Below are 18,770 nucleotides of genomic sequence, written 5' to 3' on the forward strand. Positions count from 1 at the left end.
CGTGCGGCGCGGAGCCCGGTGCAGGCCGTCGAGTTGCGAGTGTTGACCCTGACCCGACGTCAGGCCCCACGGTGGGGGCAGCGCAACGGCACGAACCTATGGGCGGGCGGGCCGCCGGCTCAGGTCAGGGCACGCGGGCGATGAGCACCGGCTGGAAGAAGCCGGTCTCCTCCGGTGGGGCCCAGGTCGGGTCGGTGAAGCCCACCTCGGTGGCGAAGGCGGTCAACTGGGCCTGGGTGAGCGCCCAGTAGGTGGAGCGGTGCACGTCGGTGCGCCACTCGCCGGTGGCGTCCGGGGCCATCCGGAAGAGTTCGAGGTCGTAGCGCTCGCCGTCCTCGTGCCAGTGCCAGAGCTGGAAGATGACGGACCGGTGGCCGTCGCGTTCGGCGGTCTGGGGCGGGGTGGACGTCGGGCGCCCGCGGCGCAGGTCGTCGTAGGGACGGGTGGTGAGGAGGAGCAGGCCGCCGCTGCGGAGGGTGCGGCGCATGTCGGTGAGGGCGGCGCGGACGTCGTCGGCGGTGAGGAGGTGCGGGAGCGCGTTGTCGGCGCACACGACGACGTCGAACGTGGCGTCGGGGAACGGGAGCCGGCGCATGTCGGCAGCGGCGACGGGCAGCCGGAGACCGCGGCCGGCGGCCTCACGGGTGGCGCGTGCGGCGGCGGCCGGGCTGAGGTCGGTCCCGGTGACGTGATGGCCGAGGGCGGTGAGCCCGATCGCCTGGGTCCCGATGCCGCAGGCACAGTCGAGCACGGTGGCCGGGCGGTCGCCGAGCCGGTCGCGGACGAGGCCGTCCAGGGCGGCGCCCTGCCGGGCGACGGAGGCCTCCCAGTCCGGGTAGAGGAGGTGGTAGCCCGCCGCGAACTCGTCGTAGAACCGGCCGGTGGGGGATCGGCTCATCGACATGCGGGCTCCTCGGGCGGAGGCAGGCTCGAGTACCGGGCGCTGTTGGCGTTGAGGTGGGCGAGGTAGTACGTCCTGCCGTCGTGCTCCAGCTCCATCGGCGGCGGTTCCGGGACGGTGGCCAACGCTGCCGTGTAGTGGCCGTCGAGGCGGACCTCCAGGCGCGGGACGTTGTGGTGGGTCGCGAACTCCTCGGCCCGCTCGGCGGTCCACAGACCACGGGGCTCGCCGGGGCCCTGTCGGGTCAGGGCGCGCAGCAGGGCGGGGCTGAAGACCTCCTGGGACCGGAAGTTCTCCAGGTGGCGCATGTCGGTGACGAGCGTGACGTACCGCCGGCTGTTGTCCCGGTGCCGCCCGGCGACCACGACCTGGCCGCCGCCGAGGTCCCAGCGCGGCGGGGCGATCCACAGCTTGGCACCGGGCGCGAAGTGCTTCAGGCCGCGCCGGAGGTCCAGCCCGCCCCTGCCGTGGGTGGTTTGCCCGGCCACGTTGGCCACCACGCAGTGGCCGTACGGAGGTTCTTCGGGCTGCTGGTTCGACATGGGATCATCCTCTCCCGGTCGAGGGGCGGAGGACAGCGGTTTTGGACACGATCGAGTTGCCGGAGGGGTCCTGGTGGGACTGGGACGTGTTTTCCTGGCAACCTGGGCGGTTGCGGCTGGCGGCCGGGTACGACCTGGGCTACCACCACGGGCTGGAGCTGGTGTTCGACGATCCCCTCTACGTCGCGTGCCCGGCGGACTTCCACGATCCGGTGTTCCGCGCACCGACGCCGGAGGAGCTGCGGCTGGTCGAGCGGTGCTGCGGTGAGGTGCCGGCGGTCGTGGTCGCGTTCGAGGCGGACGCCGGCGGGGCGCAGGACGTGTCCGGGCTGATCGCGGCGGGCGGGTTGCGGATCGTGCCGGGGTTCGTGAGCAGGATCAGCGCGGCGGCGGGGGCCTGACGGCGCGACCGGCTGGCCCGGCGGAGGCGTGCGGGCGAGGATACGGGCATGCGCACCTTCGAGGAACTGATCGGTGAGGCCGCAGCGGTGTCCGTGGACGGCTGGGACTTCTCCTGGCTCGACGGGCGGGCCACCGAGGAGCGGCCGTCCTGGGGTTACCAGCGCTTGCTGGGCGAGCGGCTGGCGCGGGTCGACGCGGCGCTCGACGTCCAGACGGGCGGCGGTGAGGTGCTGGCCGGGGCGGGGAACTTCCCGCCGGTGATGGTGGCCACCGAGTCGTGGCCGCCGAACGTGGCGCGGGCGACGAAGCTGCTGCACCCGCTCGGCGCCGTCGTCGTGTCCGACCCGGACGAGCCGCCGCTGCCGTTCGCGGACGGGGCGTTCGACCTGGTCAGCAGCCGGCACCCGGTGAAGGCGCACTGGGCGGAGATCGCCCGGGTGCTGCGGCCCGGCGGCACCTACCTCGCGCAGCACGTCGGCCCGGCCTCCGGTTTCGAGCTGGTCGAGTACTTCATCGGCCCGCAGCCCGAGGCGCGCAGGAGCCGCCGCCCCGAGGACGAGAGCGCCGCCGCGCGGGCCGCCGGGCTGGAGGTCGTGGACCTGCGCTCGGAGCGGCTGCGGATGGAGTTCTTCGACGTCGGCGCGGTGGTGTACTTCCTGCGGAAGGTGATCTGGATGGTCCCGGGCTTCACCGTCGAGGCGTGCCACGAGCGCCTGCGCGAACTGGACGCGCTGATCCGTGCGGACGGACCGTTCGTCGCGCACTCGGCCCGCTTCCTCATCGAGGCCCGGAAGGCCTGAGCCCGGAAGGCCTGAGCCGGCAGGGCCCGAACCCGCAAGGCCCGAGCCCGAGTGACTCCGAGCCCGAGTGACCCCGAGCCCGGCGCCCCCGGTCCGTCGTGGGACCGGGGCCGCCGGGCGCCGGCGTCACGAGAGGCCGACGAGGTCCAGGTACGAGTCGCTCCACAGGTCCTCGTCGCCGTCCGGGAGGAGGAGGACGCGGTCCGGGCGGAGGGCCTCGATGGCGCCCGGGTCGTGGGTGACCATCACGATCGCGCCCGGGTACGTGCCGACGGCGCCCAGGACCTCGGCCCGCGAGGCCGGGTCGAGGTTGTTGGTGGGCTCGTCGAGGAGGAGCACGTTGGCGCCGGAGTGGACGAGTCCGGCCAGCGCCAGGCGGGTCTTCTCGCCGCCGGACAGGACGCCGGCGGGCTTGTCGGCGTCGTCGCCGCTGAACAGGAACGCGCCGAGCACGCGCCGCAGTTCGCCGTCGGTGAGGGCGGGGGCGGCCAGGGCGAGGTTGTCCCGGACGGTGAGCGCCGGGTCGAGGGTGTCGTGTTCCTGGGCGAAGTAGCCGAGCCGCAGGCCGGGGCCGGGCACGACGCGGCCCGAGTCCGGGGTCACGTGGCCGGCCAGGATCCGCAGCAGGGTCGTCTTGCCGGCGCCGTTGAGGCCGAGGATGACCAGCCGGGAGCCGCGGTCGACGGCGAGGTCCAGTCCGCCGAGGACGGGCCGGCCGCCGTAGGCCTTGGCGAGGCTGACCGCGCCGAGCGGCATGCGGCCGCACGGTTCGGGCTCGGGCAGCCGGATCCGGGCGACGCGCTCGGCCTGGCGGACGGGCTCCAGGTCGGCGAGCATCCGGTCGGCGCGGCGGGCCATGTTGCGGGCGGCGGTCGCGGTGGCGACGTTGGCCCGCATCTTGTCGGCCTGGGCGTTGAGCGAGGCGGCCTTGCGCTCGGCGTTGGCCCGCTCGCGGGCGCGCCGGCGCTCGTCGGCCTCGCGCTGGGTGAGGTAGGCCCGCCAGCCGGTGTTGTGGACGTCGATCGTGGCGCGCTGCGGGTCGACGTGGAAGACCCGGTTGACGGTGTCGGCGACCAGGCCGATGTCGTGGCTGATCAGCACGAGCCCGCCGGGGTGGCCGGCCAGGAAGCCGCGCAGCCAGGTGACGGAGTCGGCGTCCAGGTGGTTGGTGGGCTCGTCGAGCAGCAGGGTGCCGTGGTCGGCGAACAGGATCCGGGCCAGTTCGACCCGGCGCCGCTGGCCGCCGGACAGCGCGCCGACCGGGCCGGACATGACGCGGGTGGGCAGCCCGAGCCCGGCCGCGACCCGGGCGGCCTCGGCCTCGGCCGCGTAGCCGCCGCGCGACTGGAACGCGGCCTCGGCCCGCACGTAGGCGTCCATCGCCCGCCGCTCGGCGGCCGGTCCTTCGGCCAGCGTCATCGCCTCCTCGGCGGTGCGCAGGGCGCGGACGGCGGCGTCGAGGCCGCGGGCGGACAGGATGCGGTCGGTGACGGTGACGGCGGGGTCGGCGGCGCGGGAGTCCTGCGGGAGGTAGCCGACCGCGCCGGTGCGGGTGACGGTGCCGGCGGCGGGGGCCAGCTCGCCGGCGAGCGTGGCGAGCAGGGTCGTCTTGCCGGCGCCGTTGCGGCCGACCAGGCCGATCCGGTCGCCGGGGGCGATGTGCAGGCTGACGTCGGACAGGAGGAGACGGGCGCCGACGCGCACGTCGACACCACGGGTGGTGATCATGGGATAACGCTCCGAAACAGCGAACGGACACACGGGTGGCGTGGAGGCGGGTCCGTCAGCTAGGAAATTCGGGGCGTGGACATGGGGCCGAGGGTACCCGGGCGGGCGGGGGCCCGCATCCGGATTAACGGCGGCGGGCCGGAGCGGGCTCACGGCGGATGCGATTTCGGCCACCGCGACGCGTGAATGGCGCACAAGGCCTCCTTGTCCCGTGCGCGCCCGCATCGCTTCCATGACGGCATGAGCCGACGAGAATTCGTTCTTCTGACCGACCACGGCTCGACCGAGGGCACCCGGGACGCGATGGCCACCGCCGTCCGGAGGCTGACCGGCCGGGAACCCGTCCTGGTGGACGCGCGGCACTTCATGACGGACGACGCCGACGGGCTCGGCGGCACCGGCCGCATCGAGGCCGGCGGCAACGGCCTCGTTCGGCTGGAGGCGGACGGTCGCGCCGTGACCACGGACACGGTGGTCGTCTACGAGATCCCGCCGCACCGGCGCCCTGCGTTCGCGCACTGCCAGCGGTTGCTGCGCGTCCACGGCGTCCGTTCGCTCGGCACCGACGCCGCGGCCTGGCGCGCGGCCACCGAGAAGGACGTCACGGTGGCCTGCTTCACCCGCGACGGCGTGCCGCACATGCCGACGATCGCGCTGTCCCGGCCGAGCCCGGCGGCCGGGGGCCCGGGGGGGGGGAGCCCCCGCGGCGACGTCTGGGCCAGGCCGTGCGTGGGCATGGGTGGCGACGACGTCTTCCATGTCACCACCCGCGCCCAACTCGACGCCGCCGCACGGCACTACGCGGCCCTCGGGGCGGACTGGCTGATCGCCGGGGACGCCCGGAACTTCACCGCCGACGGGCAGCGCCACCAGTACCGGGTGGTCGTCCTCGGCGGCCGGGTCCTGCGTGCGACGGAGCACGTCCAGGCCGACCCGGACGCGCCGTGCAACGAGGTCCAGGGCGCCGTCTCCACGCTCCTGGAGGTCGACGAACTCCCGCCGGGAATCGCCGATCTGGCGGTCTCGGCGACGAAGTCCCTCGGCCTCCCGTTCGCGGGCGTCGACCTCGCCGCCGAGAGCGGCGGTGTGGTCTTCGAGGTCAACGTCCACCCGGCCTTCGGGCGGAACCGGGGGGTCGACCAGGTCGCCGTCCCGTACGTCGCGGCCCACCTGGAAGGCTGAGTCCCCTCCGGAGCCGGCTCCGAAGGGGACTCCGGAGTCAGCCGCGCAGGATCGCGCCGAGGAGCGCCGGGCGGAACAGCACGGTCGGCGGCGAGACCAGGGACATCACCTCGTGGAAGGCCGCCGTGACCGCGGTGTTGCGGGTCGCGGCGGCCAGGACCTTGTCCAGGAAGGCGTGCTGCACCTTCATCATGGCCCCGGACGGCCCGCCGGTGGTCGCGGCGAAGCGGACGTCCTCGGTGCAGGACATCACCCAGGCGTTCTTCGACGCCGCCGCCACTCCGCGCCTGGCGTCGCGCGCGGCGGCGTGGCCGATGCCGCCGTGCCGCAGCACCGCGCGGCGCAGCTCTCGGGCGCTCAGCAGCGAGACCGTGATGCCCTGCCCGTACACCGGGTTGAACGTGCAGAGGGCGTCGCCGATCGCGACGAGGCCCTCCGGCGAGCGGCGCTCGTAGTGGCGGCGCACGCCCGGGCCGGGGACGAAGCCGCGGACCTCGCCGGCGGGTTCGGCCTCGCGCAGCGCGTCGCGGATGGCCGGGTCGCGGAGCCGGGCCAGCTGACCGTCGAACCCGGCCTCGCCCGGCTCGGGCTCGGCGCCGCGCATGCCGGCCAGGCTGACGATCCAGCGGTCCCCCTCGACCGGGAGCAGGACGCCGAGGCGGGGCGCGTCCGGGGCCTTGGTCTGCAGGTAGATCGCCTTGCAGCCGAGGTCGCCGGCGCCGGCCGGGCGGTGGAAGAGCCGCGAGGTGTACGTGACACCGGCGTCCACCCGCTCCTCGGGCACCGGCGCGCAGCCGAGCTCCGCCAGCCAGCCCGCGACCCCGGTGGAGCGGCCGGTCGCGTCGACGACCATCTCGGCCGGGATCTCCTGGACCTCGCCGCGCTCGGGGCCGCGCTCGCGGACCTTGACGCCGGTCACCGCGTGCGCCGAGCCGAGCAGCCCGACCACGTCGGTGCCCTCCAGGAACTCGATCGACGGGGCGGCGCGGACGCGGTCCAGGATCAGCTTGTCCATCACCGGCCGGGTGCAGGACAGGAAGGCCACCTGCGCCGGGTAGTCGGCCATCCAGCCGGCCGAGCTGAGCCAGCGCAGATCACCCGAAGCGGCGACCCGGGTGGCGCCCGCGTCCGTCAACTCCTGTTTGATGCCGGGCATCATCTCCTCCAGTGCCCGGTGTCCGGCCTCCAGCACCAGGTGCGCGTGCCGTCCCTGCGGGACACCCGCGCGGAACTGCGGCTCCGCCGGGTAGTGGTCCCGCTCCACCACCACGATCCGCTCGGCGTAGCCGCGCAGCGCCCAGGCCGCCACCGTTCCGGCGAGTCCACCGCCGATCACCACCGCCGTGCCCCGCCCGGGGGCCGTCTCCGAAGAAGTCATGCGACGTAGCGTAGTTGGGCGATGGTGCGCGCGTAACGGATCGGTGGTGTGAACGGGCGCTGCTGGGGCGCCTGTTGACGCGCGCGCCGGGTCGCCGCCGAGTGCCCCCGGGGCGAACCGCCACGGGGAAACGATCGTGCAGGCACGGGGCTCGTGCGGTTCGTGCGGCTGCCCCCGCTCGTTCGTGCAGCTGCCCCGCTCGTTCCTGCGGCCGGCTCCGACGGACGGGCGCTCCGCCTGGCCGGGACACCGCCGGATCGCAGACGTCGCCTGCACCCAAGGGCCGACGGCGCTAAGAGTTCGTCAAGATCGGCGTCCGGCGGTGCCAAGGAGGCGTCGGGAGGAGTCTCATCGTCGACGGCGCGGAAACAGCGTCGCTCGGCGGAGAGGAAACGGTTCCGCGCGGGCCCCGAAGGGGAGGTCCCGCGGACCGTACAACGGGGAAGAGGACGTACGGTCATGACGACGGCGGCTAAGGGCAGAACGGCCACATCCAAGGAGGCCGCCTCAGCGGGCGCCCCGGCGGGCTCCGCGGCGGGCTCCGACCCCGGGGAGGGGAGCCCAGCGGCCGCGCCGCCGAAGCCCGCCGCCCCCCGCGTCCCGCACCACCTCCCGACCGGCCTCGGCCACCGACTCCGCCAGGGCGCCCGCCGGATGGGCGGCCGGGCCTACTGGACCACCCCGCGCCTCGTCCGCGGCCTCACCGCGCTGAGCCTCGCCGCCCTGCTCGGCCTCGGCGCCACCGCCACCGGCGTCCTCGGCGGCGCCCGTGACGGCACCGACACCATCGGCCACGGCGCCGCCCCGCAGGCGGCCCGCGCCGCCGACCTCTACTTCGCGCTCAGCGACATGGACGCCCAGGCCGCCAACCTGCTGCTGATTGGCGCCGACCCGGACTACACGGCGCTGCACCGGACCACCCTCGACACCTACGAGCAGCGTCGCGCCCAGGCCGACGACGACCTCCAGCAGGCCGCCCAGGCCGCCGCCGACGACTCGGCCTCGCAGCGCGCGGTCCAGCGCGTCCTCGGCGAACTCGGCAGCTACGAGGCCCTGGTGGCCCGCGCCCAGCTGCTGGAGGACCAGGCCAAGGCCCCGGCCGGCAAGCCCTCCGAGGAGGCCCTCACGGCCTACCGGCAGGCCACCGACCTGCTGCGGCAGCAGCTGCTCCCGGCCGCCGACCAGGTCACCGCCGCCAACGAGGCGGTCGTCGACCACGTCTACGCGCAGCAGCGCTCCGACCTGGACGGCGGCTGGTGGGAGCTGGCCGCCGTCGGCCTGTTCGCGCTCGTCGCGCTGTTCGCGCTCCAGCGGACGCTGGCCGTGCGCTACCACCGCGTCGTCAACCCGGCGCTGGCGGCCGTCACCCTGGTGACCGCCGTCGTGCTCGCGGCCGGCCTGCACCTCGTCTCCACGGCGGACGGCAACCTGGTGACGGCCAAGAGCAACGCCTACGACTCGGTGATCGCGCTCAGCCGGGCCCGCGCCGTCGCCTACGACATGAACGCCGACGAGAGCCGCTACCTCGCCGACCCGGTGCTCGCGGCCACGTACCAGCGGACCTACCTGGAGAAGAGCCAGGCGGTCGTCCGTCTCGACGGCGCGACCGTCACCGACTACGACGGCCGGCTGGAGACCGCCGCCGCCAAGCACCTGGCCGACCGCTCGGTGCCGTTCGGGGGCTACCTCGGGACGGAGCTCAACAACATCACCTTCCCCGGCGAGCGGGACGCGGCCGAGCGGGTGCTGGCGGCCTTCCGGTCCTACCAGCAGGTGGACCACAAGATCCGCGTCCTGCACGACGCCGGCCAGCTGAAGGACGCGGTGACGCTCAACACCGGCCTCTCGAAGGGCCAGTCCAACTACGAGTTCGACCAGCTGAGCAAGGCCATGGGCGACACCATCGACGTCAACTCCCGCGCCATGGACGCGGCCGTCGCCGACACCGACGACGCCCTCGACGGCACCACCGCGACCCTGGCCGCGGTCGTCCTGGCGGCGGCGCTCGTCCTGGTCGCCGTCGGTGTCCGCCCCCGCCTGCGCGAGTACCGCTGACACGTCCGGACGAGGGCCCGGTGACGCTCCGTCCGTCACCGGGCTCCTCGGCGTGGGCGCGGAGGAAGGATTCCGCCGCCGTCCCCGCTGTGCCGGTTTGACAAACCGGGTTGCCGTGGCGGCGAATGGCGGGTATGGCCGACGACGCGGATCTCGAGAACGTCCTGAACACGGTGGGCCCCCGGCTGCGGGCGTTGCGGCGGGAGCGGGGGACGACGCTGGCCAAGCTGGCGGCGGCCACCGGCATCTCGCTCAGCACGCTGTCCCGGCTGGAGTCGGGCCAGCGCAAGCCGACGCTGGAACTGCTGCTGCCGCTGGCGCGCGAGTACCGGGTGCCGCTGGACGAACTGGTCGGCGCGCCGGCCACCGGCGACCCGCGGATCCACCCGCGGCCGGTGACCAGGAACGGGCAGACCATCGTGCCGCTCACCCGCCACCTGGGCGGGCTGCACGCCTACAAGCACATCATGCCGCCGGGGCACGGCACCGGGCCCGGGCCGGAGTTGAAGGTGCACGAGGGCTACGAGTGGCTGTACGTGCTCTCCGGCCGGCTGCGGCTGCTGCTCGGTCCGCACGACATCGAGCTCGGTGCCGGGGAGGCCGCGGAGTTCGACACCCGCACCCCGCACGCCTTCGGCAACGCCGGCCCGCAGCCCGTGGAGTTCCTCAGCCTGTTCGGGCCGCAGGGCGAGCGCATCCACGTCAGGGCGCGCCCGGGAACCTCTGTTCGGTAGGTTCGTTTCCTGACAGCGGGGGCTTTCCGTTCCGGACTCCCGCAGGCCATCGGGAGGGGCCGAGGAGATGAGTGTCCAGCAGAGCACGGAGACCGGGGACAGCGGCGGAGCCGGAGAGCGGGCCGGGAGCGGGGGCGGGAGGCGGCGCAAGGAGCGCAAGAAGCGGCCCTTCTGGCAGGAGCTGCCGATCCTCCTGGTGATCGCCCTGCTGCTCTCGCTCGGCATCAAGACCTTCTTCGTCCAGGCCTTCTCGATCCCGTCCGGCTCGATGGAGCAGACCCTCGACATCGGCGACCGCGTGCTCGTCGACAAGTTCACCCCCTGGTTCGGGGCGAAGCCCGAACGCGGCGAGGTCGTCGTGTTCCGCGATCCGGGCGGCTGGCTGGAGGGCCCGCCGAAGCAGTCCGGCGACTCCGTGATGGGCACCGTCCAGAAGGTCCTGAGCACCGTCGGCCTGATGCCCTCGGCCGACGAGAAGGACCTGATCAAGCGGGTGATCGCGGTCGGCGGGGACACCGTCGAGTGCAAGAAGGGCGGCCCGGTGAAGGTCAACGGCGTCGCGCTGGACGAGCCGTACATCTTCCCCGGCTCCGCGCCCTGCGACAACGACCCGGTCGGCACCGTGACCGTCCCCAAGGACCACCTGTGGGTGATGGGCGACCACCGGAACAACTCGCGCGACTCCCGGCCGCACCACAACGAGACCGGCGACGGCTTCGTGCCGGTGGACGACGTCGTCGGCCGGGCCTTCGTCGTCGCCTGGCCCGTCTCGCACTGGAGCACCCTGCCGGTGCCCGACACCTTCGACCAGAAGGGCCTCGCCGCGCCGGCCGCCCCGCGGTCGCCGCTGGAGGCGCCGTCCGCCCCCGGCGCGGCGGCACTGGTCGCCGCCGTGCCGCTGACGCTGTGGCGGCGCCGGCGCCGGGCGCGTCGCTGAGGCCTGCCCGGGTCTGCGGAACCCCGCCCGCGCTGCTCTACACGCCTGTAGAGTTCGACGGGTGAGCTGCACGCCTGGTCGCGTGGCCGCCCGACCCGGGAGGCCGCCGGCCACGTCCGGGCCGGGAGGCGGAACCGTGGTGGAGAGTCGGCGCAGTCCTGCGGACGGCGGGGAGCCGGACGGGCCGGACGTCCAGTGGGTGTACCAGCCGGTCGAGGTGCACCTCCCGGACGGCTCCTGGCGGCTCGGCCGGATCAGCGGCTGGTGGCAGGACGCGGGCGGCGAGCGCTGGTGCCGCCTGCGGGTCACCCGCAGCGGCCGCCCGGCGGGCTGGGAGCGGTTCGACCCGTCGCGCGTGGTGCTACTCCCGGCGGCGGGGCTGTGACCGCGGCCTGAGCAGGAGGTATCCCGGGGCCGGCGAATGTCACGGTTCGGCCCTGGTCGTGCTGCAACCGGCCTGCGGGACCTGGCGCAACCGCCCCGGTCCGTGCGAACGTCGCTTCGGGCGCGGTCGACGTGATGACCACCCACCTGCCACTCCACCTCTCCGGGGACGACGTGAGTTCCGAGATCTACTTCAGCAGCAACTACCGCGACATGTGCGAGCAGTACGGCACCGGCGCGGGCTTCCAGTTCGAATTCTCCTGCTACCGCTGCTCCGACACCTGGCGCTCGCCGTTCGAGGCGTTCACCACCGGCCAGGTCGCCGGGTGGATCGGCAAGGGCGTCAGCGCCGCCTGGAACCTCATCGGCGGCAACGCCAACACCATCAGCAACGCCGCCGACGGCCTGGCCGGGCACACCTGGGGCAGCGCGCGCGACGCCGCGTTCCAGCGCGCGATCACCAACGCCCAGACGCACTTCAACCGCTGCGCCCGCTGCACCACCTACGTGTGCGGCCGCTGCTTCGACCCGGGCCAGGGCCTGTGCCACAACTGCGCCCCGGACACCGCCGCCGAGGCCATGGTGGCGCAGCGGCGCGGCCTCAACGACATGGTGTCCGAGCGCGCCTACAGCGTCGGCCAGCAGTCCGGTGCGGAGTTCGACGTGAACGCGCGACGGCAGCTGGTGTGCCCGCAGTGCTCGGCGGAGACGCACGGCACGCCGTTCTGTCCGGGCTGCGGGTACCGGCTCGCGCAGCCGTCCGAGTGCGCGGGCTGCCACAAGGAGGTGCCGGACGGTTCGGCGTTCTGCCCGTCCTGCGGCACCAGGCGCTGACGCCGGGGCAGACGGGGCAGACGGGGGCGGGGAAGACGGGGGAGGGGTGTGCTCCGGATTCCGTTCCGGGGCGCACGTCCGCGATTTCCGGCCGCCGGACGGGAACCCCGGGGCCCGGATGCGTCGTCGTTCTCCTTGGTTGACGCCCGGGCAGGACCCGGGCGCCGAAGTACGAGGAGCACGATGACTCAGCGGATCGCACGTTCGATGGCCGGCGCCCTGGTGGCGCTGCTGGCCGCCCTCGGCCTCGGTGCCGTGGCGTCGGGCGCGCCCGCGGCGGCGGCACCGCGCGCTGTGGCGGTCGCCCAGTCCACGGCCGGTCAGTCCACGGCTGGTCAGTCCACGGCCGGTTCGGCGGACGCGCACGCCGTGCCGACCGTGACGGTCGCCGAGCGCTCGCAGTCGGCGGCTCGGCTCGCGGCGCCCCAGTCCCAGCAGAAGAAGAAGTCCGGGTTCTTCGCCAAGCTCGGCAAGTTCCTGCTGGTCGTGGTGATCCTGATCATCCTGCTCTTCGTGCTGCTGATCATCGGCATCATCTACTTCGTGAAGCGGATCTTCAGCCGGCGCCGCTGAGCGCCCCACCGCGCCGACAGCCCGCCGGCACCCCGCCGCCCAGGGCCAATTGATCGCGATTGGCCCTGGGCGGCGCGGTCGTCCGGCCCCAGGATGGCGGCATGAGCGACTTCGACCGCACGCTGCGCCCCGAGAGCCGGATCGTCCACCCGCCCGTCGTGGAGGTGAACGGCAGCCGCCCGATGGGCGTGCCGCTCCACCAGGGCCACGTGTTCGCCTTCGACTCCAGCGACGCCCTCGTGGCGGCCTTCAGCGGCCCCGACGGCGGGTTCGTCTACAACCGCAACGGCAACCCGACGGTCCGTTCGCTGGAGGAGGCCGTCGCCGGCCTGGAGGGCGGCACCGGCGCGCTCGCCACCTCCTCCGGGATGGGCGCCATCAACACCGTCCTGCTCGCCCTGCTGCGCTCCGGGGACCACGTGATCGCCCAGCGCAGCCTCTACGGCGGGACGTTCGCGACGCTGGCCGACCTCGTCGAGCGCTGGGGCGTCGAGGTCACCCACGTCGGGGGCGACGACCCGGCCGAGGTGACGGCCGCCCTGCGGCCCAACACGCGGCTGCTGCACCTGGAGACGATCTCCAACCCGACGACGAGGGTCACCGACCTGCCCGGCCTGATCGCCGCGGCGAAGGCGGCCGGGGTCGTCACCGTCGTGGACAACACCTTCGCGACGCCGCTGCTGTGCCGGCCGATCGAGCACGGCGCGGACATCGTGATCCACTCGGCCACCAAGTACCTCGGCGGCCACTCGGACGTCCTGGCCGGACTCGCCGTCTTCGCCGACCGGGAGCTCCACGAGAAGGTCTGGCACCACGCGCTCGAACTCGGCGCCACCGCCGACCCGTTCGCCGCCTGGCTCACCCTGCGCGGCCTGCAGACCCTCGCGCTGCGGGTCCGCCGCCACTGCGACACCGCCCTCGACCTGGCCGGCCGCCTCGCCGCGCACCCGGCGGTGACCGCCGTCCACTACCCGGGCCTGCCGGCGCACCCCGACCACGGGCTGGCACTGCGCCTGCTGCCCGAGGGGCACGGCGGCGTCCTCGCGTTCGACCTCGCGGGCGGGCGGGAGGCGGCCCGCGCGTTCACCGAGTCCGTCCGGCTGGCCTCGCTGGCGCCGTCGCTCGGCGGCGTGCACACGCTGGTGCTGCACCCGGCCAGCACGTCCCACCGGCAGCTGTCGGACGCCGAGTTGGCGGCGGCCGGGATCGGCGCGGGGACGGTCCGGGTCGCGGTGGGCATCGAGCACCCCGAGGACCTGTGGGCGGACCTGGAGCAGGCGCTCGCGAAGCTCTAGCGGGGCAGTCGGCTCAGCGCGGCCGGGGCCGGGCGGCCAGGAGCGCGATGTCGTCCTCGGCCGCCGCCGGCGCGATCGAGTGGAGGAGCGCGTCGAGGAGGTCGTCCAGCTCGCCCGCGGCGGGCAGGCGGAGGTCGGCGAGCCGCGCGAGCGAGACGTCGATGTCCTCGCCGCGGCGCTCGACCAGGCCGTCCGTGTAGAGGAGGAGGGTCTGGCCCGGGCTGAGCGGGTGGGTCGCCTGCTCGTAGCCGCCGAGTCCGGTGCCGAGCGGCGGGCCGGTGGGGATCCGCAGGAGCTCGGTGGCGCGGCCCGGGGCGATGAGGGCGGGCGGCAGGTGGCCCGCGCTGGAAAGCGTCCAGCGGCCGCGGCTGGGGTCGGCGAGCACGAGGAGGCAGGTCGCCGGGCGGGCGGAGTCGTTGGCGGAGATGACGGTGTCGAGCTGGCGCAGGATGCGGTGCGGCGGCAGGTCCATCCCGGCCACGTCGCGCAGGGTGGAGCGGTAGTGGCTCATGTCCACCGCCGCCTCCACGCCGTGGCCCATGACGTCGCCCATCACCAGCAGCGTGCGCCCGAACGGCAGCCGGACGCTCTCGTACCAGTCGCCGCCGACCACCGAGGTGGTGCCGGAGGGCAGGTAGCGGGAGGCGAGGTCGAGGTTCTGGTGCGGGTTGCCGGGCTCGCTGAGCAGGGCGCGCTGGAGTTCGAGCGCGATGCCCTGCGAGCGGGTGTAGCGGCGGGCGTTGTCGATGCTCGTGGCGGCGCGGCCGGCCAGGTCCCCGAGCAGCTCGGTCTCGTCGGGGGTGAAGGCGGGCACGGCGTCGGTGCGGCCGAGGGTGATCAGGCCGACGACGTGGCCGCGGGCGGTCAGCGGCAGCAGGAGCAGTGAGGCGAGGCCGGCGGCGGCGTCCGCTCCGTCGGTGAGCACGGCGACGCCGCCCGCGAGGCTGCGCGCGCCGGGGGAGCCCTCGCGGTGGCGGACGGACTCGCCCGGCCGGGGCAGTTCGTCGAGCGCGGCCTGGAGTCGCAGGACGGACTCGGCGGCGGCGCGGTGCAACCGCTGGGTGCCGCCCCGTCCGGTTCGGTCGGCGGTCGCCTCGGGCGGCAGGACGTCGACGGTGACGAACTCGGCGAGCCGGGGGACGGCGAAGGCGGCGAGCTCGGCGCAGGTGGTGTCGACGTCGAGGGTGGTGCCGATGCGCTCGGCGGCGGCGTCGAGGAGGGCGAGCCGTGCGCGGGCCCGTTCGAGCTCGTGCAGTTGCTCGCGGGCCGGTCCGGGGTCGTCGAGGACGACCACGACGACGCCGGCGGTCCGTCCGGCGCGCTCCAGCGGCCGGTAGCGCACGCGCAGGCCGGGCGGGACGGGCGCGCCCGGGGCGTCGGGGCCGCCGGTGACCTGTTCGCGGTCGCGGCCGTCGGCCAGCACGCGGCGCAGGGCGGCGGTGGCGCCCGCGAAGGCGGTGGCGTGGGCGGGGTGGCCGAGCAGGTCGGCGGGGTGCAGGCCGGTGACGGCGGTGAAGGCGGGGTTGGCGTACTCCCAGCGCAGGTCGGCGTCGAGCAGCGCGACCGCGACGGGGGCGGCGGCGAGGACGTCGCGGTGGAGGTCCGGCCCGTCGCTCCCGGTCACCGGGCCGGAGCGCGCGGCGAGGCCCGTCGTCGTCGCCGCTGCCGCCGTCGCGGACCGGCGCTCGGGCGTGGCGGACGGGCCTTGGTCGCCCGGGGCGGGGTCCTCGGTTCGGTGGCCGTGCCGGAACTGCATACGCCCATGATCACGCCCCGCGGCCCGGCACGCCCGGAAGAGGGCGAAACCTTGACTGGGCGGAAGCGCGGTTGTGACCGACCCGATGGTATTCGTGCACGTATTTGCGTGTGCGCACACACAACGATAGAGTGCGTGCACACGCACACAGTCGTGGAGCCCGTCCCCGTCGGCGCACCAGCAGATGCAAGAGGTATCGATGAACACCACCACCGCCCCGATCGTCCTCATCACCGGCACCTCGTCCGGGATCGGCCTCGCCGCCGCCGTCTCCGCCGCCCGGGCCGGGTTCCACGTGGTCGCCACCATGCGCGACACCGGCCGCGCCGGTGCGCTGCGCGCCGCCGCCGAGGAGGCCGGCGTCGCGGGGCGCGTCGAGGTCGAGCGGCTGGACGTCACCGACCCGGCGTCCGTCGCGGCCTGCCTGGACGCCGTCGTCGCCCGGTACGGCCGGCTCGACGCCGTCGTCAACAACGCGGGTGCCGGGCGGGTCGGCACGATCGAGCAGGACGGGATGGAGCCGGTCCGGTTCACGATGGAGGTGAACTACTTCGGCGTCGTCGAGGTCACCCGGGCCGCCATGCCGCACCTGCGCGCCAGCGGCGGCCGGGTCGTCACCGTGACCAGCGTGGGCGGCGTCGTCGGCCAGCCGTTCAACGAGGCGTACTGCGCCTCGAAGTTCGCCGTCGAGGGCTTCATGGAGTCGCTGGCCCCGACCGCCGCCTCCGTCGGCGTGCACGTCAGCGTGGTCGAACCGGGCGCGGTGGCCAGCGAGTTCATCGGCAACCAGGCCATCGACGTGCCCGCCCTGCTCGACGCGGCCGGCCCGTACGCCCCGGCCCTCGGCGCGTACGTCGACCGCACGCTCAAGGCATTCGGGCAGGCGCAGACGCCGGAGGAGGCCGCCGCGCCGGTCGTCGAGGCGCTGACGGCCGAGCGCCCGGCGTTCCGGATCCAGACCTCGGCGGCGGCGCGGGCGTTCGCCGGCACCAAGCTGGCGGACCTCGACGGCTCGGCGGTGCAGACGATGACGGGCGGCTGGGTCGCGGACTGATCCCGGCCGCGACCGGTGCCGCCGCCCTCCCGTCGCGCTTGCGGCGGGAGGGCGGCGCACCGGTAGACGGACGGACGGTCAGGCGGTGGCCAGGGTCAGGCCGTAGGTCTGCAGGATCGGGTTGACGGGCTGGAAGTAGGTGGTGCCGCCGGAGGTGCAGTCGCCCGAGCCGCCGGAGGTGACGCCCTGCGCCTGGCTGCCCGAGATGAACGAGCCGCCGGAGTCGCCGGGTTCGGCGCACACGTCGGTGCGGGTCAGGCCGTAGACCGTGCCCTCGGCGTAGTTGACGGTCGCGTTGAACTCCTGGACGGTCCCGCAGTGCCAGCCGGTGGTGGAGCCGGAGCGGCAGATCGATCCGCCGATCGGGGTCTCGGTGGAGCCGGAGACCGTCACCGCGCCGCCGGCGTAGTCGCTGACCTGCGGCTGCGCCGTCCAGCTCGAATCGGCCTGGACCCACGAGTAGTCGTTGCCCGGGAACGTGGAGCCCTGGAAGGTGCCGATCGAACTGCCCTCGGAGGCCGTCGCGTTGGAACCGGGCTGGCCGCAGTGGCCGGCGCTGACGAAGCCCGGCCGGCCGTTCGAGGTGACCGGGAAGCCGATCGAGCAACGGGCCGCGCCGTCGATGTAGTACGCGTCACCGCCGTGCAGGTCGGCCAGCGGCCGCGGGGCCTCGGCGGCGCGCTCGACCCGGACGAGGCCGCGGTCGACGCCCGCCTGCCGGAGGAACGCCTCGGTGCGGCCGGTGTCGGTGGACTGGACGACGACGGTGTTCCCGGTGACGTCCACGTACCAGAGCGGCGTGGCCTCGGGCGTGGTGGCGGCGACGGCGTGGTCCAGCGCGTTCTTCGCGCCGTCGAGGGCGGCGAGGCTGTGCCGGACGACGGTGGCGGTGCCGCCGTGGGCGGTGATCTCGCGGGCGGCGGAGGCGTCGGTGGTGGCGACGGTGAGGGTGGCGCCGGGCCCGCTGACCCAGGCGCCCGCCCAGCGGTCGCCGAGCGCCTGACGCAGCGCCGACTGGACGGCGGTGGCCCGGCCCTCCTCTGCGAGCCGGTCGGTCGCGGCCTGCGGGGACAGGCCGAGGTCGCGCTGCATCGCGTGCAGGAGGGCGGGCGATGCGGCGACCGGCCGGGTGGGGGCGGCCAGGGCGGCGGCGATCGACGGTTCGTCGGCGCCGGTTCCGGTGGTGGCGCCGGAGGCGGGGGCGGCGGCGAGCGCGAGGGCGGCGAGCGCGCAGGCTGCGGCGAGTGCACGGATTCGGAGCATGGGGGAATCTCCTTGGTTCGCGTGGGGGTTGGAGCGACCGTAGCGATCGTGACGTGACCTCAGGAACATGCCGGAACCCCCCGTGCTCCGGCGTTATACCCCCGCGCCGTCACCGCTCGGGCGCGATGGGGTGTTCGAATGGCGGACGCGTGGGGGGTGCGGAGGCGTGGAGGGGCGTGCGCGCATGCGCGAGGCGCTCAGGGGCGCGCGGCTGATGGGAGGCCGGGATGGTCAACGCTCGGTAGTCGGCAGGTCTCGATCCGCCAACGAGTGTGCGATCCGTGCCCGGCCGGTGAGGGAGTTCTGCTTGACTCGCTCACCTCTCCCACCTCACCCGAATCGGAACGGAGCGTTCTCCCCTCATGCCTTCACGGATACGCGTGGGCCGCAGCAGCGCCCGCCGGGGCGCGGGTCTGGCGGCCTTCGCCGGACTCGTCCTCACCGTCGGCCTGGCGCTGACGGGTTGCGACCCCTCGGCGGCGGACGCCGGCGCCAAGGCCTCGACCTCGCCCACCCCGACGGCCGCGCCCGCCACTTCCGCACCCTCGGCTCCTCCCGCTCCGCCCGCGGCGACCACGCCGGCGGCCGAACCGACGACGACCGCCGCACAGCCGCCGGCCCCGCCCGCCACGCACGCACCGGTGTCCGCGCCCGCTCCGGCTCCCGCTCCCGCGAGCAAGCCGCCGGTGACCAAGGCGCCGCAGCCGCAACCGCAGCCCAAGGTGACGACGGCCCAGCCGCCGACCGACCCGCAGCCCCAGCAGCCCGCGGCCGCCGGTGGCGGCGGCTGCGAGATCCGTTCCAACGCGGGCAACTGCTACGCGGCCGGCCAGTTCTGCCGCGACGCCGACCTCGGCCTGAGCACCCACGACGCCAACGGCCGGATGATCACCTGCCGGATCGTGAGCGGCAAGCCGCACTGGCAGGCGTGAGAGAGCGGCCATACCTGCCG

18 protein-coding genes are annotated in these 18,770 nt (G+C 74.6%); 12 read left to right on the top strand and 6 right to left on the bottom strand.

The window, feature by feature from the left end; all coding sequences use genetic code 11:
• Window positions 1-124: 124 nt before the first annotated feature.
• Window positions 125-898, bottom strand: a complete 774-nt coding sequence (locus ACFVU9_RS06265; RefSeq protein WP_387590625.1) for a class I SAM-dependent methyltransferase — start codon at window positions 896-898, stop codon at window positions 125-127.
• On the bottom strand, window positions 895-1,443 hold the full coding sequence (locus ACFVU9_RS06270) for a hypothetical protein (RefSeq protein WP_387590510.1): 549 nt from the start codon (window positions 1,441-1,443) through the stop codon (window positions 895-897). Before ACFVU9_RS06270 ends, ACFVU9_RS06265 begins: the two co-directional genes overlap by 4 nt.
• Window positions 1,444-1,484: 41 nt before the next feature.
• Between ACFVU9_RS06270 and ACFVU9_RS06275 the strand changes: the two genes are divergently transcribed.
• The gene (locus ACFVU9_RS06275) at window positions 1,485-1,844 is read left to right on the top strand and encodes a hypothetical protein (RefSeq protein ID WP_387590513.1); all 360 of its coding nucleotides are present in this window, start codon (window positions 1,485-1,487) and stop codon (window positions 1,842-1,844) included.
• A 48-nt stretch (window positions 1,845-1,892) separates the two neighbouring features.
• Entirely contained in the window at window positions 1,893-2,645 is a 753-nt protein-coding gene (locus ACFVU9_RS06280; protein WP_387590516.1) for a class I SAM-dependent methyltransferase, read from the top strand.
• 126 nt (window positions 2,646-2,771) lie between these two features.
• On the opposite strand, the gene ACFVU9_RS06285 is transcribed toward ACFVU9_RS06280, so the two are convergent.
• Window positions 2,772-4,373, bottom strand: coding sequence for an ABC-F family ATP-binding cassette domain-containing protein (locus ACFVU9_RS06285; RefSeq protein ID WP_380445771.1), 1,602 nt, complete (start codon window positions 4,371-4,373; stop codon window positions 2,772-2,774).
• A 240-nt stretch (window positions 4,374-4,613) separates the two neighbouring features.
• Between ACFVU9_RS06285 and ACFVU9_RS06290 the strand changes: the two genes are divergently transcribed.
• The gene (locus ACFVU9_RS06290; protein WP_387590520.1) at window positions 4,614-5,555 is read left to right on the top strand and encodes a RimK family alpha-L-glutamate ligase; all 942 of its coding nucleotides are present in this window, start codon (window positions 4,614-4,616) and stop codon (window positions 5,553-5,555) included.
• Between the two features lie 37 nt (window positions 5,556-5,592).
• Here the strand turns inward: ACFVU9_RS06290 and ACFVU9_RS06295 are convergent, their stop codons facing one another.
• Entirely contained in the window at window positions 5,593-6,933 is a 1,341-nt protein-coding gene (locus ACFVU9_RS06295; RefSeq protein WP_387590523.1) for an NAD(P)/FAD-dependent oxidoreductase, read from the bottom strand.
• A gap of 459 nt (window positions 6,934-7,392) precedes the next feature.
• Between ACFVU9_RS06295 and ACFVU9_RS06300 the strand changes: the two genes are divergently transcribed.
• The 7 genes from ACFVU9_RS06300 to ACFVU9_RS06330 all read left to right on the top strand — a co-directional run bounded on the left by ACFVU9_RS06300 (window position 7,393) and on the right by ACFVU9_RS06330 (window position 13,745).
• Window positions 7,393-8,988 (top strand): MerC domain-containing protein, encoded by a 1,596-nt coding sequence (locus ACFVU9_RS06300; protein WP_387590526.1) that lies wholly within the window; start codon window positions 7,393-7,395, stop codon window positions 8,986-8,988.
• 134 nt (window positions 8,989-9,122) lie between these two features.
• On the top strand, window positions 9,123-9,722 hold the full coding sequence (locus ACFVU9_RS06305; protein ID WP_380445766.1) for a helix-turn-helix domain-containing protein: 600 nt from the start codon (window positions 9,123-9,125) through the stop codon (window positions 9,720-9,722).
• Window positions 9,723-9,789: 67 nt separating this feature from the next.
• Window positions 9,790-10,659, top strand: coding sequence for a signal peptidase I (gene lepB / locus ACFVU9_RS06310; protein ID WP_387590529.1), 870 nt, complete (start codon window positions 9,790-9,792; stop codon window positions 10,657-10,659).
• 136 nt (window positions 10,660-10,795) lie between these two features.
• Window positions 10,796-11,044, top strand: coding sequence for a hypothetical protein (locus ACFVU9_RS06315; protein WP_329931473.1), 249 nt, complete (start codon window positions 10,796-10,798; stop codon window positions 11,042-11,044).
• 134 nt (window positions 11,045-11,178) lie between these two features.
• Window positions 11,179-11,877, top strand: a complete 699-nt coding sequence (locus ACFVU9_RS06320; RefSeq protein WP_387590533.1) for a zinc ribbon domain-containing protein — start codon at window positions 11,179-11,181, stop codon at window positions 11,875-11,877.
• A 183-nt stretch (window positions 11,878-12,060) separates the two neighbouring features.
• Window positions 12,061-12,450, top strand: coding sequence for a hypothetical protein (locus ACFVU9_RS06325; RefSeq protein WP_387590535.1), 390 nt, complete (start codon window positions 12,061-12,063; stop codon window positions 12,448-12,450).
• 101 nt (window positions 12,451-12,551) lie between these two features.
• Entirely contained in the window at window positions 12,552-13,745 is a 1,194-nt protein-coding gene (locus tag ACFVU9_RS06330) for a trans-sulfuration enzyme family protein (RefSeq protein ID WP_380490893.1), read from the top strand.
• Between the two features lie 13 nt (window positions 13,746-13,758).
• Here ACFVU9_RS06330 and ACFVU9_RS06335 read toward each other — a convergent pair whose 3' ends face one another.
• A complete protein-coding gene (locus ACFVU9_RS06335; protein ID WP_387590539.1) occupies window positions 13,759-15,501 on the bottom strand; it encodes a SpoIIE family protein phosphatase in 1,743 nt (580 codons plus the stop codon).
• A gap of 199 nt (window positions 15,502-15,700) precedes the next feature.
• Between ACFVU9_RS06335 and ACFVU9_RS06340 the strand changes: the two genes are divergently transcribed.
• A complete protein-coding gene (locus tag ACFVU9_RS06340) occupies window positions 15,701-16,555 on the top strand; it encodes an SDR family NAD(P)-dependent oxidoreductase (protein WP_387590542.1) in 855 nt (284 codons plus the stop codon).
• A gap of 78 nt (window positions 16,556-16,633) precedes the next feature.
• Here ACFVU9_RS06340 and ACFVU9_RS06345 read toward each other — a convergent pair whose 3' ends face one another.
• The gene (locus tag ACFVU9_RS06345) at window positions 16,634-17,818 is read right to left on the bottom strand and encodes a S1 family peptidase (protein ID WP_387590545.1); all 1,185 of its coding nucleotides are present in this window, start codon (window positions 17,816-17,818) and stop codon (window positions 16,634-16,636) included.
• 380 nt (window positions 17,819-18,198) lie between these two features.
• On the opposite strand from ACFVU9_RS06345, the gene ACFVU9_RS06350 reads away from it, so the two are divergent.
• The gene (locus ACFVU9_RS06350; RefSeq protein ID WP_387590548.1) at window positions 18,199-18,750 is read left to right on the top strand and encodes a hypothetical protein; all 552 of its coding nucleotides are present in this window, start codon (window positions 18,199-18,201) and stop codon (window positions 18,748-18,750) included.
• Window positions 18,751-18,770 lie beyond the last annotated feature (20 nt).

Source organism: Kitasatospora sp. NPDC057936, from assembly GCF_042887525.1.
Classification (GTDB): domain Bacteria; phylum Actinomycetota; class Actinomycetes; order Streptomycetales; family Streptomycetaceae; genus Kitasatospora.

Bases quoted from the DNA above. Each gene is read 5' to 3' on its own strand.
- ACFVU9_RS06265 (WP_387590625.1), bottom strand. From the start codon at position 898: ATGAGCCGATCCCCCACCGGCCGGTTCTACGACGAGTTCGCGGCGGGC.
- ACFVU9_RS06270 (WP_387590510.1), bottom strand. From the start codon at position 1,443: ATGTCGAACCAGCAGCCCGAAGAACCTCCGTACGGCCACTGCGTGGTG.
- ACFVU9_RS06280 (WP_387590516.1), top strand. From the start codon at position 1,893: ATGCGCACCTTCGAGGAACTGATCGGTGAGGCCGCAGCGGTGTCCGTG.
- ACFVU9_RS06285 (WP_380445771.1), bottom strand. From the start codon at position 4,373: ATGATCACCACCCGTGGTGTCGACGTGCGCGTCGGCGCCCGTCTCCTC.
- ACFVU9_RS06290 (WP_387590520.1), top strand. From the start codon at position 4,614: ATGAGCCGACGAGAATTCGTTCTTCTGACCGACCACGGCTCGACCGAG.
- ACFVU9_RS06295 (WP_387590523.1), bottom strand. From the start codon at position 6,933: ATGACTTCTTCGGAGACGGCCCCCGGGCGGGGCACGGCGGTGGTGATC.
- ACFVU9_RS06300 (WP_387590526.1), top strand. From the start codon at position 7,393: ATGACGACGGCGGCTAAGGGCAGAACGGCCACATCCAAGGAGGCCGCC.
- ACFVU9_RS06305 (WP_380445766.1), top strand. From the start codon at position 9,123: ATGGCCGACGACGCGGATCTCGAGAACGTCCTGAACACGGTGGGCCCC.
- lepB (WP_387590529.1), top strand. From the start codon at position 9,790: ATGAGTGTCCAGCAGAGCACGGAGACCGGGGACAGCGGCGGAGCCGGA.
- ACFVU9_RS06320 (WP_387590533.1), top strand. From the start codon at position 11,179: ATGACCACCCACCTGCCACTCCACCTCTCCGGGGACGACGTGAGTTCC.
- ACFVU9_RS06325 (WP_387590535.1), top strand. From the start codon at position 12,061: ATGACTCAGCGGATCGCACGTTCGATGGCCGGCGCCCTGGTGGCGCTG.
- ACFVU9_RS06330 (WP_380490893.1), top strand. From the start codon at position 12,552: ATGAGCGACTTCGACCGCACGCTGCGCCCCGAGAGCCGGATCGTCCAC.
- ACFVU9_RS06335 (WP_387590539.1), bottom strand. From the start codon at position 15,501: ATGCAGTTCCGGCACGGCCACCGAACCGAGGACCCCGCCCCGGGCGAC.
- ACFVU9_RS06340 (WP_387590542.1), top strand. From the start codon at position 15,701: ATGAACACCACCACCGCCCCGATCGTCCTCATCACCGGCACCTCGTCC.
- ACFVU9_RS06345 (WP_387590545.1), bottom strand. From the start codon at position 17,818: ATGCTCCGAATCCGTGCACTCGCCGCAGCCTGCGCGCTCGCCGCCCTC.